We start from the raw sequence: 15,597 nt of genomic DNA on the forward strand, positions 1-15,597 counted from the left end.
TTAATGGCTAAATTATTGAAAAAAATGTAATTTTCAATACCTTTTTAGCGATGTTTTTACATCGATATACCATAAAATTGATATTCCTGCGAAAGAAAAAAACTCACTAATCTTTTGTTAATTATTTTTAATCGAATTTTAAAAGAGTTACTTTTGAATACCTAACAAACAATTTATAAACTATGAGACTTTATAACTACTTAATAATCTTAGCATTAATTTTTGCTTCGGAAATTTTTGCGCAAGCACCAACCGATTTTTTATCAGCAGAATTTCATAAAGAAAGAAGAGCAACTTTACGCGCTAAAATGCCAGCAAATTCAGTAGCTGTTGTATTTGCAAATCCAATTAGAAACCGAGCAAACGATGTAGATTATGTATTTCATCAAGACCCAAACTTCTATTATTTAACAGGTTATCGCGAGCCAAATGCAGTGTTGGTAATCTATTCAGACAATCAAACAGATGCCAACGGAAACACATTTAACGAGGTTTTATACGTTCAAAAGAAAGATAAAGTTAGAGAACAATGGGACGGAAAGCGTTTAGGTGTAGAAGGAGCAAAGACCGAATTAGGTTTTGCAGTTGCTAAAAACGGAGAGGAGTTTGCAAAAGACAACATCAATTTTAAGAATTTTACCAAGGTTTTTGCTGAAAAATTTAAAGACGATTATAGAAACTCTAGCAGAAATAATGCAGAAGTATATGATTTGGTAAACGGATTTAAAAATCAATCTGGTTATGGAGATATTAAGGAAACGGATCCAAATGTTGCATATGTTTATAATATGATTGCCAATGTTCCAGATCCAAAATTAGAAGAAGTTGCAAAAAGTATCTATAACAATTTTGAGAAATATCCTGCCTTTAAAAACGACGAATTAATCAATAAATACGCAACAGCAACTAACAATGAATTGCGTAAAGAGTTAAAGCAAAAAATGATTATCGCAGCAGCTAAAAAGCCAGATACAAATATTGATACCAAGTTTTTATCGACTAAAATGGCTGAAATGCGCGAAATTAAATCAGAAGCAGAATTAAAATTATTAACCAAAGCAATCAGAATTTCTGCGGTTGGTCAAATAGAAATGATGAAAGCCATGAAACCGCATATGTCTGAAACAGAAATTCAAGGAATACACGAATTTGTGTACAAAAAATACGGCGCAGAATACGAAGGTTATCCGTCTATTGTTGGTGCAGGAAACAACGGTTGTATTTTACATTATATAGAAAACAACAGAACGCATGTAGATAACGATTTGGTTTTAATGGATTTAGGAGCAGAATACAGAGGTTACACAGCAGATGTTACCAGAACAATTCCTGCAAACGGAAAATTCTCAGCAGAACAAAAAGCCATTTACAATATTGTTTTAGAAGCGCAAGACAAAGGAATAGCTGCAAGTACAGTTGGCGGACAGTTTTGGCAACCAGGAGAAGATGCTAAAAAAGTAATTAATAAAGGTTTATTTGATCTTGGAATTATAAAATCTATTGATGAAAAGCACAACTATTTTCCACACGGAACATCGCACCATATTGGTTTAGATGTGCACGATCCAGGAACGTATGGAGCTTTTAAAGAAAATATGGTAATAACTGTAGAACCAGGTATTTATATTCCAGACGGAAGTAATTGCGATAAAAAATGGTGGGGAATTGCCGTTAGAATTGAAGACGATATTTTAATTACCAAAAACGGACCAAAAAACTTATCTGAAGAAGCACCAAGAACCGTAGAAGCTATCGAAAAAATGATGGCTAAAAAATCTGTCTTAGACGATTTTATTTTACCAAGTTTAGATTAGAATTTAAATAAGACACGAATTTCACAGATTTCACGGATTTGTCATTCCCGAGAAATCGGGAATCCATAAGTAACTCTCAGTGGATTCCTGTTTAGGTAGTAAAATAAGAACATAAAAAAATCCGAAGAAATTTAATTCTTCGGATTTTTCTTTTGTAGTAGTTCTATCTTTTTAAGACTTGTTAACTCTTAAAGGTAACGTGTACACTTCGCCTTTTTTAGCGCCAGAAACTGCAATTTTCTTATAGTTAAGCTTGGTTTTAATGTAACTATCTAAGTTTTTGTTAGAAGAATCTACAGCAATAACTACCACTTCATTGTTGTTGTTAATTATAAAAGACAATTCTGCTTTTATAGTTTTTGTTTTAAATTCTACCGGAATTTTATCTCCAATTAAAGTTACAATTTTTGCTCTAAGCGCATTGTTTGTGTTGTTTGGCTCTGTGTTGTTTGCAAATCCAGAAAATGTTGAAGCAAATAAAAATAAAGCTACTAGTGTAAAAGATTTTAAAGTTTTCATAATAAGTGTTTTAGGTTAAAGTAATTATTAAGAAGACTATCTAAGAATATATTTGTTTCAGAAAAAAGTACGCTTTAATAAAAATTTAAGAGAGTTTAACTATTTTTGTGAAATTATGAGCCAAGAACAACCCAACAACCCATTACACGGAATAAAATTAGCCACTATTTTAGAACAACTATTTCTCGAATATGGTTGGGAAGAATTAGGCGATATCTTAAATATAAACGCCTTTAAAAACAACCCAACGTATAAATCTAGTTTAAAGTTTTTAAGAAAAACACCTTGGGCAAGAGAAAAAGTAGAGAAACTGTATCTACAAACTATGATTGATTAAACTTTTTTTTGAAGCTATTTCCTGCTTTCCGCACTCGCTTTTTTTCATACTTCAAAAAGAGCTCAAACAAATGCTGCAATCAGGGCTAAACTTGTTTGTTAGCTTATACTATTATTTTCATATTTATTCAATTTTCGCCATTGGAATTGCACAGATTTGTTTTGTTATGTGACTTGTCATCAAATAGAAAAATTGATTTGGACAAGAAATTATTGCTTCGTTAATTAAAGGTTGAAATTTTCCTTTTAAAATTTTTTCATTTAATGTTGGTCTATATCTTGCAATTGTTCCAATATAATATGCAAAACCTAAAAAAGAACTCAATCTATGTAATCTATATGGTTCAAGGTCTAAATAATATCTATAGCCTTGTCTTGTCAACATTGGTGTGATATTTAATGTATTTATATCTTGAATTATTTTTTTATAACACATAACCCAACTTCTGTTTGAACCTTTGGTATAAGCAGTTGAATATTTTGACCTAAAATGTTTTCTTTTGGGGTCATTCTCAATATCTAATTCGATAAGTTTTTGTTTACAAATTCCTTTAGTCAATTTATCAACTTTCATTTGTTTATCAAACTTTTTCTCATAAGATACTGTATAAAACAGTCTATTTCTTTTTTTGTTTGTTCTTATTTTTATTTCAACGGGTAAAAACTTTCTTTTTTTAGTAAATAAATCTAACGCGTATCCAATTTCGTGTACTTCAGGTAGCTCCCAAACTAAATCAATAAAGTTTAAATCTAGACCATCTCCATTTTTTATTTCTTTTCCTAAAACTTTAGCAAATTCATGAAAGATTGAAATTCCACCTCCATTTGGATTTGCGAGCTTTAATTTATTGGTAGAAGTTGCTGGTAAAGATAATCCATGATGTTCAATTTTGGTTTCTAAATCATATCCCTCAATAAGAAGATAAACTTTTACTAAATTAATAAATGAATAATATAATAAAGTACCTTTTGAAGGCATTTTTGCCTGTAAAGAAGAATTGTAAAAATCTCGTGATAGTTGAGTAAAGTATCTTGCTTTTACTAATTTATTTTTTACTTTATATTTATCTCTTTTTATTGAATTGTGCCAACTGTCAATAAATGCTTCTAAATAACCTAAAGGGTCAGATGTTAAACTAAAAGGTGCACCAGCTTGATTTTTGAATGGAAAATATTTTACAGATTTGTATTCTCTTAATGCTATTTCTCCAATATCTTCTAATTTCATGTTTTTTCTAATTACAAACAACATTAGGTAATTAAATGCCGTTTAAATTTTTTAGCAATTATTGTCTTTCTTTTCATTGCTAAAATACAACAAAAGAGCGTTTTATAAATAATAAGTTATTCACAGATTAAGGTAATAATTTAGCAGTTATTTTACCCCAAAACCAACTCCAACCAATTTTTATTGTCTTATCTATTTTTCAATTATACTTTTTAATTTTTGAGAAATAAATATTCCTAAAATTACAAACCCTGTGAATGCAAAGAACCCAAACATTAAATTAGATTGATTTGTAGTAAGTATATTAAAACTTGTAGAGATTCTTTCTAATTGACTTAATTGGTCATTAATAATACCATCAAACCCTATATAAGACATTAGAATTGCTATCACAAAAACATCAGCCATTGACCATTTTCCTGATTTGTGTACAAAAAAGTTAATTATTTTATTATTTCTTAAAGCAATATTAAATGTCCAAATAAATGATGATAGTATTTTGATTATAGGAAAAACTACACTAAATATTAATACTAATAATCCAACAGAAATAATTCCTATTTTACTTTGAGAAATCATTAAATATACTACTTCAATAATACTTTTACTTTTATAAAATAAAACTTGATTTTTGAAACTTATATTATTTCCTAATAAAGTGAAATCCATTTTAGAAATTCTTGCATCTATTTCTATCATTGGTAATGTAACTCCTAAAAAGAGTAAAATTAAACAGATAAAAAGTGATAAAGAAATATCAATTTTAGTGAGTTTGTTTGAAAACTGTAAAAGTAAAATAATTAAAATGAAGCTTATTAATAACACTAATTTATCAATTAATAACCTTTCATTTTGATTATATAATTTATGCTTTAACTCTTTAATTGCAATAGCCTTATTTGAATAATTATATTTTTTATTAATTGAATTAACAATCGAATAGTCTGTTTTTGAGAAAGTTTCATCGGCGTAATCATCAATAAGGTTATTTATATATTTTTTTAAATTTTCACGATTTTGCTTCTCATCAAGAAAATCTAGTATTTGTTCAGTAAACATTGGGACTTCTTCTCTTAAGTCTTTAAAGGCGGTAAAACCTCTGTAAAATATGTTTTTTATAGGGTGCTTTTTCTTGAAAACTTTTTGATATTCACTAATTGCACTATGAAGTAAAGATGAAATTTTAACCTTCATCTTTGCTCTATCATAATCTTTTAAGTTAAAGCTTTCAACTTTATCAGATATTATGTCAGTTAAAATAGTTTTCCATTCATCAACATTAAATAATCCATATTTAATTTTTGATAACTCAATTAAATCATTTTTTACAGATTGGTTTATTCTTTCATTTTTATAAATATTGATAGAAAAATAGATAGAAGAGAGAAGTAGAATAAATAATAGAGGGGTTTTTAAGTGTTTCAAAATTCAGCTTTTTTTTGCTAAAATACTTATAAAATATATACTACCCCAAAACCAACTCCAACCATTTTTCAGGGTTTTCTAACATTGGAAAATGCCCAGTATTTTGTAGCGGTAATAATTGGTTGTTTGGTATTTCTGTGGCTAATAATTCTGCAATTGCAAAAACCGCCACAGGATCGTTTTTTGCCCAAACAATTTTAGTAGGTATTTGTGTTTCCTTTAAAGCGCCAATCCACCGGTTCCAGAAAAAGTATCGTTCATTTATATAATTAGACAATAAGTGTATTACTTTTCGGCCGTTATTGTATTCTAACTGCAACCAAATTTCTTTTAATTCGCTTTCTGTAGCTTGGGTTTTATCAAAATATACGTTTCTTAAATTCTTTTTAAAAATGCTGTAGTTTGTCAATTTTGCAACCCATTTTCCGGTCAGTTTACTTTTTAATAATTTCTGTATGGTGCGTAATTGAGACAATTCAATATGCATAGAACCGTTACAGAGAATTAGGTTATCTATTTGTAAATCAATTTGTTTTCTGTTGTGTCTTGCTAAAATTTCTGTACAAACGCTTGTTCCGTAATCGTGCGCTAAGAGTGTAACTTTTGTTAAACCCAATTGTTTCCAAAGTTGTAGTGCAACATCGGCTTGTTCAATTAAAGAATACGAATAGGAGCGTGGCTTATCAGAAAAACCAAAACCCAAATGATCGTGAATTATTACGCGATATTTTTTAGCCAAAGCTGGTAAAACCTTGTAATAATCGTAGGAAGAAGTTGGATAACCGTGGAGAATTACTAAGGTTTCTTCAGTATTTCCTTCATCAATAACAAAAACAGTATTACCAAAAACGTTGATAAATTTTCCTTTTTGTTTCCAATCTTCCGCAGTCATATTCTTTATAAATTTATGTTTACAATGTAGTGATTTTTGCGTAGTTTTGGGTTATTCAAAAAATAAGAATCTATCCATTTCATCAACGTCATATTACCAATTCCGTTACACAAAACGTTTACGTATTCCGTAACCGAAGCAGAAGCTAATTTCTTAGAAAAAGGAATGCGTGTTGCGGTTTCTTTTGGTAAAACAAAAATGTACACTGCGTTGGTTGTAGAAATTCATACAACAGCGCCAACGTTATATGAAGCAAAAGATATTCATCAAATTTTAGATGAAAAACCTATTGTAAATGAGCAACAATTAAAACATTGGCAATGGATTTCTAACTATTATATGTGTCCGTTAGGCGATGTTTTTCGTGCTGCTTTGCCATCTGCATTTTTGTTAGAAAGCGAAACTATCATTTATAAAAATGAAGCGTTTACAGATGAAAGTATTTTAACAGATACAGAGTTTTTAATTTTTGAAGCCTTACAACATCAATCTCAGCTTACAATTCATCAAGTTGTAGATATTTTAGATAAGAAAAAAGTAATGCCAATTATTAATGAACTCATTAAGAAATCGGCAATTTATATTAAAGAAGAAATTTACGAGGTTTACAAACCAAAGTTGATTAAGTATGTTCGCATGCATCCAAATTATAGCAATGATGCAGATTTGGAAAACTTACTAAACGAACTTTCCAGAGCTAAAAAACAGCGAGATGCTGTATTGAGCTTTTTTCAACTTTCTTCTTCAAAAAAACCAATAAAAGCGAAAGATTTAGAAACAAATGCCAATGTTTCTGCGTCCATTTTAAAAGCTTTAGTTGATAAAAACATCTTTGAATTTTATCATTTAAAAACCGATAGAATAAATTACAAAGGAGACACCAACTCCTTAAAAAAACTGAATGAATTTCAGCAAAAAGCATTAGATGAAATTGAAACTTCTTTTCAAGAAAAAGATGTTGTTTTATTGCATGGAATTACGTCTTCTGGTAAAACAGAAGTCTACACAAAGCTAATTCAGAATGTTTTAGATAGCGGAAAACAAGTATTGTTTTTATTGCCAGAAATAGCTTTAACAACGCAAATTATTACCAGATTACAACATTATTTCGGAAATCAGATTTCTGTTTTTCATTCAAAATATTCAATGAATGAAAGGGTAGAAGTGTGGAATAATGTTTTGGAAAACAAACCGAAAGCGCAAATAATTTTAGGCGCGCGTTCTTCAGTTTTCTTACCGTTTAACAATTTAGGTTTAATTGTGGTGGATGAAGAACACGAAACTTCTTACAAACAATTTGAGCCTTCGCCAAGATACAACGCACGAGATTCTGCCATTGTTTTGGCAAATATTCATAAAGGAAAAATCTTATTGGGTTCTGCAACTCCAGCTCTAGAAAGCTACTTTAATGCAACACAAAACAAATATGGTTTGGTTGAATTAAATAGGCGTTTTGGAAATGTACAATTACCCAAAATTGAGTTGATTGACATTAAAGATAAGCACAAAAAGAAATTGATGAAAGGGCATTTTTCTGATAGAATGCTGCAATTAATAACGGAAGCTTTAGAACAAAAAGAGCAAGTTATTTTGTTTCAGAATAGAAGAGGGTTTTCGCCAGTTGTAGAGTGTAATACTTGTGGGAATTCGCCTCAATGTCCAAATTGCGATGTTAGTTTAACGTATCATAAATACAGAAACGAATTGCGTTGCCATTATTGCCATTACCAACGCGCAATGCCAAACAGTTGTGGTGCTTGTGGAAGCAATACATTGGATACTAAAGGTTTTGGAACAGAACAAATTGAGTTGGAATTGAAGGAATTATTTCCGGATAATTCCATCGGAAGAATGGATTTAGATACAACTAGAGGAAAATTTGGGTATCAGAAAATAATTGGTGCTTTTGAAGCGCATGAAATTGATGTTTTAGTAGGAACGCAAATGCTTTCTAAAGGATTGGATTTTGAAAATGTGTCGCTTGTAGGAATTTTAAATGCAGATTCTATGCTAAATTTTCCAGATTTTAGGGCGCATGAACGTGCCTATCAATTAATGGTACAAGTTTCGGGTAGAGCAGGACGAAGTAAAAAACAAGGTAATGTGGCAATTCAGACTTTTAATCCGCATCATCAAATATTACAACAAGTTTCTACCACAAATTATGCAGAAATGTATAAAGAGCAGTTAAATGACAGATGGCAATATCATTATCCGCCTTATTACAGGTTGATTAAAATCACCTTAAAACACAAGGATTTTATACGAGTTGATAACGGAATTAATTGGCTTTTTAAATCTTTACAAAACGTTTTTGGAGAACATGTTTTAGGACCAACTGCACCAGCTGTAGCAAGAGTTCGAAATCAATATATTAAGAATTTGGTTATTAAAATTCCGCCAAAACAATCGTTAGCAAAAACCAAAGAACAAATTGCTAAAATTAAAAACACCTTTGAAGCGGTAAAAGATTTTAGACCAATTCGTTTTATTTTAGATGTGGATGCTTATTAGATTATGAAAGAATACAAAAACTTCTTCATATTTATAATTGCAATAATAATCTTATTGCTCGTTCCTAATTTATTACAAAAAGGGATGTTTGTAGATGGTTTGTGGTATGCAGCAATCTCTAAAAATTTAGCAAATGGTTTAGGTTCATTTTGGCAACCAATGTTTACAGAAACTATGTTTGCGCAGTTTTATGAACATCCACCATTGGTTTTTGGAATTCAGTCTATATTTTTTACTGTTTTTAATGATAGTTTATGGGTAGAGAAGTTATATTCAATTTTTATTTTCTTAGCAAACATTTATCTAATTAAGCTACTTTGGTCAGCAATTTTTTACGCAAATAAAGAAAGCCAAAAGCTATGGTTTATACCAGTTTTATTGTGGTTTTTATGCGAAGTTGTTTATTTAATGTACACGAACAATGTACTAGAATGTACACAAGAAATCTTTATTTTACTCAGTATAATTTTAATTTTAAAAGGAATTAGAAAAGAGAAGTATTCGTTCTTTTTTTTAGCAGGAATTTGTGTTTTACTATCTTTTTTATCAAAAGGAATTACAGGAATTTTTCCCTTAATAGCAGTTGTTTTGTATTATTTTTCAGTTAAAAAGATTACAATTAAACAAACTATTACATACAGTTTATTAATGTTGTTGGGTTTTGCCACAATATTAGTACTCTTTATTATTCAACCAGAATCCTATACAAACATTAGTAGCTATTTTAACAATCAAGTCTTAAATTCTTTAGAAGGAAATAGTATAAGTAATATGCAATCTAGTAGATTTTATATTATTAAAAAGTTGTTTCAAGTACACTTGTTGCCAATTATTTTGGTACTTATAATATCGTTAATTTCTTATTTTAAATTAAAAACATCAACTTTTTTTCAACATAAAAAACAAATATTTTTCTTTTTATTATTAGGTCTATCAGGTGTTTTGCCAATAATGATATCAGAGAAACAAGCAAGTTATTATTTAATTACAACTGCGCCATTTTTTGCTGTAGCATTAAGTTTAATTTGTGTTCAAAACAAAGAAGTAATCCAGCGATTAAGTACTTCTAAAATATTTACTTTTATTTCAATTGGTTTGTTAGTAACGTCAATTTTTGTGTCTTTTAATAACATTGGAAAAATAAATAATAGAGATAAAATTTTACTTGAAGATCTTACAAAATTAGAAGTAAAATTACAAAAAGGTGTAATTTTAGGTTGCAAAACTGAAAAAAGATATGATGCTTTATATGGATTTATGATGCGGAACTATGAAATAAGTTTAGATACTTTAAATCCATACAACTATAAAACAATTATTAGTGATGTTAATCTTGATAAAAAGGAATTTATAAAAGTTGATATCCATACTAAACAGTTTAACTTATATATAAAAAAATAATATGAATCAATTCAAAAAAGAATACGATCTAATCTGTGTTGGTGGCGGAATAATGAGCGCCAATTTAGCTTTGATTTGCAAATTGTTAAACCCTAAGATGGATATCTTAATTTTAGAACGTTTAGATAAAGTTGCACAAGAAAGTTCTGCTGCCTGGAACAATGCAGGAACAGGACATTCCGCTTTGTGTGAATTGAATTATTGTCCAGATGAAAATGGCAAGGTTTCTATAAAAAAAGCCATTGATATTTGTACTCAGTTTGAAATGTCTAAACAATTTTGGGCGTATTTAATTGAAGAAGATTTATTAGATACTCCATCAGATTTTATTAACGCAGTAAAACACCATAGTTGGGTTTTAGGCGAAGAAAACGCGGATTATTTAGAAAGGAGATTCAAAGAATTTAAAGAACACTTTATGTTCAATTCTATTGAGTTTACAAGAGAAATAGATAAAATGCGAGAATGGTTTCCTCTTATAATGAATAATAGGAGTGAAGATGAAATTATGGCCGCTTCAAGAATAGATCGTGGAGCAGAAATGAATTTTGGCGCTTTAACAGAAAAATTATTTCATATTTTAGAAACAAAGTTTGACACGACTGTTCATTGTAATATGGATGTGTTAGATATTGATCCAGAAGCAGAAGATTGGACAGTTGAAGTTAAGAACAATAAAACTGATGAAACTTTTAATGTAGATGCAGAGCATGTTTTTATTGGAGCTGGAGGAGGAAGTTTATTGTTGCTTCAAAAAGTAGAAATTGAAGAAAAAGAAGGTTACGGAGGTTTTCCTGTTAGCGGAGAATGGTTGGTTTGTAAAAATGAAGAAATTATAAAACAACACAACGCAAAAGTATATAGTAAAGCAGGTCTTGGAGATCCACCAATGTCTACACCACATTTAGATACACGTTATATTGATGGAAAACGACAATTAATGTTTGGCCCGTTTGCAGGTTTTAGCCCGAAGTTTTTAAAAGAAGGTTCAAATTTAGATTTGTTTAAATCGATTCAGTTTGATAATATTCCGTCTATGTTTGGTGCTTTTTGGCACAATTTGCCATTAACCAAGTACTTGGTAGAGCAAGTTTTAATGAGTAAAGAAGATAGAATGGAGGCGTTACGTAAGTTTATGAAAGACGCAAAAGATGAAGATTGGGAAGTAGTAAAAGCTGGTCAACGCGTTCAAATTATTAAAAAAGACGAATTTGAAGGCGGTAAACTTCAGTTTGGTACAGAAGTAATTTCATCTAAAGACGGAAGTATAACCTGTTTGTTAGGAGCTTCTCCTGGAGCATCAACAGCAACTTCAATTATGTTAAACGTTATTGAAAAAGCATTTCCGGAGTTGTTAAATACAAATGAAGGAAAAGAAAAGATGAAACAGATTATCCCATTTTATAAAGCTGAAGTAACAAAAGAGCTGTTTAAAGTTCAGTTAGAAAAGTCTAAAAAAACGTTAAAGCTTTAAGCTAATTTATAAATACAGGTTTTTTCCTTATAAAAGATTGGGATAAACTTTGTAGTTTAGAGGTGTAATTCAGGAATAAGAATAACAGAAAAGTTATATTAATCCCCTGAATATCATGTTTAACTATGATATTTTGAACCTCGAGCTAACACTTAGCTCGAGGTTCGTACTTTACTCCATTTTATTGTCTTCCCATTCTTTTCTTAAGTCTGAAGATAATTTTCCAGTTCCATCGTGTTTCCAACCTGGAGGTTTTATAAAATAGCCCAGACGTTTACGTATTGAAGTTTTACTATTAAAAACATCTTTAATCATATTAAACCATTCAATAAAAGCAATTTTAATAGGATTGTAGGTGTTTATGTTTGAAACCAATCCGTAAGTAGGTTTTTCAACTTCTGGTTCAAAGGTTCCAAAAAGTTTATCCCAAATTATAAAAATCCCTGCATGATTTCTGTCTAAATACTGCGGATTTGTTGCATGATGAACTCTATGATGACTTGGTGTGTTAAAAATAGCTTCGAACCATTTTGGTAATTTATCAATCATTTCTGTATGAATCCAATATTGATATAATAAAGAAATACTCATTTGCATTAATACCATTATTGGATGAAAACCAATTAAAATAAGTGGTAACCAAAAGATAAAAGTATAAAAACTACCTGTCCAAGTTTGGCGTAATGCTGTGCTTAAATTATATTCTTTTGAAGAATGGTGTACAACATGGCTTGCCCAAAACAACCTGCTTTCATGTGCAATTCTATGATTCCAATAATAAGCTAAATCTTCAGCAAACAACAATAATAACCAAGCCCACCAAGTAAATGGAATGGTAAAAAAACGATATTCATATAAAAACAAGAATACTGCTAAGATTAATCCTTTGGTAAACAATCCAATAAAAACATTTCCTAAACCCATTGTAATTGAGGTTATTGCGTCTTTATATTGATACTCTTCCATCTTTACTTTTACAGTTAAAATGACTTCAATAATAACTGTTAAAACAAAAATAGGTATAGCATAATGTATTAAATTTGGCAATTCAGGAATATTCATAGATAGTTAATTGAAAATAGGTTTGTAAAAATAGCTAAAATTATACATTATAAAAGTATGTAGTTGATTTAAAACTCACTATATTTGCAGCCTTAAAAATAAATTTAAACAATTAATTATGAATCATTACGAAACTGTTTTCATATTGAATCCCGTTTTATCTGACACTCAGATAAAGGAGACAGTACAAAAGTTCGAAGATTATTTAGCATCTAAAGGAGCTAGCATGATCTCAAAAGAAGATTGGGGCTTAAAGAAATTAGCGTATCCAATTGAAAAGAAAAAAAGTGGATTTTATCACTTACTTGAATACAAAGTAGCTGGAGAAGCTATATCTGCATTTGAGTTAGAATTTAGAAGAGATGATAGCGTTATGCGTTATTTAACTGTTAAATTAGATAAACATGCTGCAGCTTGGGCTGAAAAGAGAAGCGCACGTGTTAAATCTGCTAAAAAATAAGAGATTATGTCGTCTATAGAACAACAAGCAAAAGGAAACAAACAAGGAGAAGTTAGATATTTAACACCGTTAGATATTGAAACTAAGAAAGAAGCAAAATACTGTCGTTTTAAAAAGAATGGTATTAAATACATCGATTATAAAGATGCAGACTTCTTAATGTATTTAGTAAATGAACAAGGTAAAATTTTACCAAGACGTTTAACAGGAACATCATTAAAATATCAACGTAAGGTTGCGCAAGCAATTAAAAGAGCGCGTCATTTAGCGTTAATGCCTTATGTAGGAGATATGTTAAAATAATAAAGAAGAAGACAATGGAATTAATATTAAGACAAGACGTAGAAAACTTAGGTTTTAAAGATGATGTTGTAACTGTTAAAAACGGATACGGTAGAAACTTTTTAATACCTCAAGGACAAGCAGTTTTAGCTACTTCTTCAGCAAAAAAAGTATTAGCAGAAACTATAAAGCAACGTGCTTTTAAAGAAGCTAAATTAATTGAAGAAGCTAATAAAATAGCTGAAACAATTAAAGGATATGAATTAAAAATTACTTCTAAAGTAGGTAGTGGAGATAAATTATTTGGATCTGTAAACAACATTAATGTTGCTGAAGCTTTAACTAAAGCTGGTACAGAAATAGACAAAAAGTTTATTAAAGTTACTGGAGGTAATGTTAAAAGATTAGGAAAATACAACGCAGCTGTTCGTTTACACAGAGCTGTAGTTGCAGAAATAGTATTTGAAGTTGTTGCTGAGTAATTAGCAAAATGTTAAATACATTTTAATAGAAAAGTCTACTCATTATGAGTAGACTTTTTTTTTGTATTTAAAATAATTTATGAAAAAATATACTTAATAATAATACATGCACTCTAAATACCTGTATTTTAGTGTTATATAATAAAAGGCTCATTATTAATAATGAGCCTTTTTTGTTAAAACAATACTTTTCCCTTAAAAAAATAGGTTTTTTCCTGTAAAAAAAACTAAACTTCTTAACTATCTTTGAAGTGTAATTAAATTTTAAGGGGATTTATTACAAAATTATAAATATTGCTTTTTAAGGGGTAGCAATATTTTAAAGTTCAAAAAGCTCTGGTAAAATGCCAGAGCTTTTTTTTATATACAAATTTCTTGATTTTTTAGAATGTCTTCAAAAGTTTCCCTTTTTCTAATCAAATAATCTTTATTGTCTAACATTAAAACTTCAGCAGGTCTAAATCTAGAATTATAATTAGATGCCATAGAAAAACAATAGGCTCCAGCATTTTTAAAACATAAAATATCTCCTTCAGAAATTTCAGAAATTCTTCTGTTAGAACCAAAAGTATCTGTTTCACAAATATATCCTACAATAGAATAATAACGAGGTCTTCCTTTAGGATTAGAAATGTTTTCTATTTGGTGGTAAGAATTGTACATCATTGGTCTTATTAAATGATTAAAACCACTATCAATTCCTGCAAAAACAGTAGAAGTTGTTTGTTTTACAACATTTACTTTAGCTAAGAAATAACCAGCTTCAGAAACTAAAAACTTTCCTGGCTCAAACATTAAGGTTAACTCTTTACCATATTCTTTACAAAACTCATTAAATCGTTTAGAAAGTTGTTTTCCTAATTCATCTATATCTGTAGAAATGTCTCCTTCTTTATATGGAACTTTAAATCCGCTTCCAAAATCAATAAAATCGATATCATCAAATTGTTTTGCAACATCAAAAAGAATATCAGAAGCTCTAATAAATGTATCAATATCTAATATATCTGAACCTGTGTGCATATGAATACCATTAATATTCATATTGGTATTTTCAACAACTCTTTTTATATGTGGAACTTGGTGAATTGAAATTCCGAATTTAGAATCTATATGGCCAACTGAGATATTAGAATTTCCACCAGCCATAATATGTGGGTTTATACGAATACAAACCGGAATAGTTGGGTGTTTTTGCCCAAATTGTTCTAATATTGATAGGTTATCAATATTAATCTGAACACCTAGTTTTGCTACATCTTCAATTTCTTTTAATGAAACTCCGTTTGGTGTGTAAATTATATCTTTAGGAGTAAAACCTGCTAATAACCCAAGTTTAACTTCTTGTATAGAAACTGTATCTAAACCAGACTTTTGCTGATTTAGTAATTTTAAAATATTTATGTTAGATAAAGACTTTGCAGCATAATTTATCTTTACATTTTTCACTTTAGAAAAAGCACCAGTAATGGTTTTGTATTGAGAAATTATTTTTCCTGCGTCATATACATATAGAGGACTATCGTATTTTTTTGTTAAGTTTAATAATGTATTTCTATTCATTTTTTAAATATTTGAGTCAAATGTAAAGAATAGTAATACTTTGATATGTGTATTTAATAAAATAATACACATCTAATCAATTTGTAGAAAATTATACATTTAACTGTTAAAAAAGGGGTTTTTTCCCTATAGAAAACTGTTAATA

14 protein-coding genes are annotated in these 15,597 nt (G+C 29.3%); 8 read left to right on the forward strand and 6 right to left on the reverse strand.

The window, feature by feature from the left end; all coding sequences use genetic code 11:
• Positions 1-182: 182 nt before the first annotated feature.
• The gene (locus tag L1S33_RS06790; RefSeq protein ID WP_240561776.1) at positions 183-1,814 is read left to right on the forward strand and encodes an aminopeptidase P N-terminal domain-containing protein; all 1,632 of its coding nucleotides are present in this window, start codon (positions 183-185) and stop codon (positions 1,812-1,814) included.
• 171 nt (positions 1,815-1,985) lie between these two features.
• On the opposite strand, the gene L1S33_RS06795 is transcribed toward L1S33_RS06790, so the two are convergent.
• Complete coding sequence (locus tag L1S33_RS06795; protein WP_240561777.1) at positions 1,986-2,333, reverse strand: hypothetical protein; 348 nt, start codon at positions 2,331-2,333, stop codon at positions 1,986-1,988.
• 115 nt (positions 2,334-2,448) lie between these two features.
• On the opposite strand from L1S33_RS06795, the gene L1S33_RS06800 reads away from it, so the two are divergent.
• A complete protein-coding gene (locus tag L1S33_RS06800) occupies positions 2,449-2,670 on the forward strand; it encodes a VF530 family protein (RefSeq protein WP_072554902.1) in 222 nt (73 codons plus the stop codon).
• A 123-nt stretch (positions 2,671-2,793) separates the two neighbouring features.
• Here the strand turns inward: L1S33_RS06800 and L1S33_RS06805 are convergent, their stop codons facing one another.
• The 3 genes from L1S33_RS06805 to L1S33_RS06815 all read right to left on the reverse strand — a co-directional run bounded on the left by L1S33_RS06805 (position 2,794) and on the right by L1S33_RS06815 (position 6,214).
• A complete protein-coding gene (locus L1S33_RS06805; protein ID WP_240561778.1) occupies positions 2,794-3,897 on the reverse strand; it encodes a YaaC family protein in 1,104 nt (367 codons plus the stop codon).
• Between the two features lie 192 nt (positions 3,898-4,089).
• Complete coding sequence (locus L1S33_RS06810; protein WP_240561779.1) at positions 4,090-5,322, reverse strand: paraquat-inducible protein A; 1,233 nt, start codon at positions 5,320-5,322, stop codon at positions 4,090-4,092.
• A 40-nt stretch (positions 5,323-5,362) separates the two neighbouring features.
• Positions 5,363-6,214: an alpha/beta fold hydrolase gene (locus L1S33_RS06815; RefSeq protein WP_240561780.1), complete on the reverse strand. Its 852-nt coding sequence runs from the start codon at positions 6,212-6,214 to the stop codon at positions 5,363-5,365.
• 72 nt (positions 6,215-6,286) lie between these two features.
• Between L1S33_RS06815 and priA the strand changes: the two genes are divergently transcribed.
• From priA to mqo, 3 genes are read left to right on the forward strand one after another with little or no spacing between them, the layout of a single operon-like run.
• Positions 6,287-8,728, forward strand: coding sequence for a replication restart helicase PriA (priA, locus tag L1S33_RS06820; protein WP_449649493.1), 2,442 nt, complete (start codon positions 6,287-6,289; stop codon positions 8,726-8,728).
• A 3-nt stretch (positions 8,729-8,731) separates the two neighbouring features.
• Positions 8,732-10,129, forward strand: a complete 1,398-nt coding sequence (locus tag L1S33_RS06825; protein ID WP_240561781.1) for an ArnT family glycosyltransferase — start codon at positions 8,732-8,734, stop codon at positions 10,127-10,129.
• 1 nt (position 10,130) lies between these two features.
• Positions 10,131-11,603: a malate dehydrogenase (quinone) gene (gene mqo, locus L1S33_RS06830; RefSeq protein ID WP_240561782.1), complete on the forward strand. Its 1,473-nt coding sequence runs from the start codon at positions 10,131-10,133 to the stop codon at positions 11,601-11,603.
• A 171-nt stretch (positions 11,604-11,774) separates the two neighbouring features.
• On the opposite strand, the gene L1S33_RS06835 is transcribed toward mqo, so the two are convergent.
• Complete coding sequence (locus L1S33_RS06835; RefSeq protein ID WP_240561783.1) at positions 11,775-12,665, reverse strand: sterol desaturase family protein; 891 nt, start codon at positions 12,663-12,665, stop codon at positions 11,775-11,777.
• Positions 12,666-12,783: 118 nt separating this feature from the next.
• Between L1S33_RS06835 and rpsF the strand changes: the two genes are divergently transcribed.
• From rpsF to rplI, 3 genes are read left to right on the forward strand one after another with little or no spacing between them, the layout of a single operon-like run.
• Complete coding sequence (gene rpsF / locus L1S33_RS06840) at positions 12,784-13,125, forward strand: 30S ribosomal protein S6 (RefSeq protein WP_240561784.1); 342 nt, start codon at positions 12,784-12,786, stop codon at positions 13,123-13,125.
• Between the two features lie 3 nt (positions 13,126-13,128).
• Positions 13,129-13,428 (forward strand): 30S ribosomal protein S18, encoded by a 300-nt coding sequence (gene rpsR / locus L1S33_RS06845; protein WP_173862380.1) that lies wholly within the window; start codon positions 13,129-13,131, stop codon positions 13,426-13,428.
• Between the two features lie 14 nt (positions 13,429-13,442).
• Positions 13,443-13,889: a 50S ribosomal protein L9 gene (rplI, locus tag L1S33_RS06850; RefSeq protein WP_240552249.1), complete on the forward strand. Its 447-nt coding sequence runs from the start codon at positions 13,443-13,445 to the stop codon at positions 13,887-13,889.
• A 360-nt stretch (positions 13,890-14,249) separates the two neighbouring features.
• Here rplI and lysA read toward each other — a convergent pair whose 3' ends face one another.
• Positions 14,250-15,452 carry a diaminopimelate decarboxylase gene (gene lysA / locus L1S33_RS06855; RefSeq protein ID WP_240561785.1) on the reverse strand — a complete coding sequence of 401 codons (1,203 nt, stop codon included), beginning with the start codon at positions 15,450-15,452 and terminating at the stop codon, positions 14,250-14,252.
• Between the last annotated feature and the right edge of the window lie 145 nt (positions 15,453-15,597).

Origin of the sequence: Tenacibaculum aquimarinum, from assembly GCF_022478115.1 — a bacterium.
Lineage (GTDB): Bacteria > Bacteroidota > Bacteroidia > Flavobacteriales > Flavobacteriaceae > Polaribacter > Polaribacter aquimarinum_A.

What these genes read in the sequence shown, in the direction of transcription:
- L1S33_RS06835 (WP_240561783.1), bottom strand. Translation starts at nt 12,665, where the DNA reads ATGAATATTCCTGAATTGCCAAATTTAATACATTATGCTATACCTATT.
- L1S33_RS06805 (WP_240561778.1), bottom strand. Translation starts at nt 3,897, where the DNA reads ATGAAATTAGAAGATATTGGAGAAATAGCATTAAGAGAATACAAATCT.
- rpsF (WP_240561784.1), top strand. Translation starts at nt 12,784, where the DNA reads ATGAATCATTACGAAACTGTTTTCATATTGAATCCCGTTTTATCTGAC.
- L1S33_RS06790 (WP_240561776.1), top strand. Translation starts at nt 183, where the DNA reads ATGAGACTTTATAACTACTTAATAATCTTAGCATTAATTTTTGCTTCG.
- mqo (WP_240561782.1), top strand. Translation starts at nt 10,131, where the DNA reads ATGAATCAATTCAAAAAAGAATACGATCTAATCTGTGTTGGTGGCGGA.
- L1S33_RS06800 (WP_072554902.1), top strand. Translation starts at nt 2,449, where the DNA reads ATGAGCCAAGAACAACCCAACAACCCATTACACGGAATAAAATTAGCC.
- lysA (WP_240561785.1), bottom strand. Translation starts at nt 15,452, where the DNA reads ATGAATAGAAATACATTATTAAACTTAACAAAAAAATACGATAGTCCT.
- rplI (WP_240552249.1), top strand. Translation starts at nt 13,443, where the DNA reads ATGGAATTAATATTAAGACAAGACGTAGAAAACTTAGGTTTTAAAGAT.
- L1S33_RS06815 (WP_240561780.1), bottom strand. Translation starts at nt 6,214, where the DNA reads ATGACTGCGGAAGATTGGAAACAAAAAGGAAAATTTATCAACGTTTTT.
- L1S33_RS06795 (WP_240561777.1), bottom strand. Translation starts at nt 2,333, where the DNA reads ATGAAAACTTTAAAATCTTTTACACTAGTAGCTTTATTTTTATTTGCT.
- L1S33_RS06825 (WP_240561781.1), top strand. Translation starts at nt 8,732, where the DNA reads ATGAAAGAATACAAAAACTTCTTCATATTTATAATTGCAATAATAATC.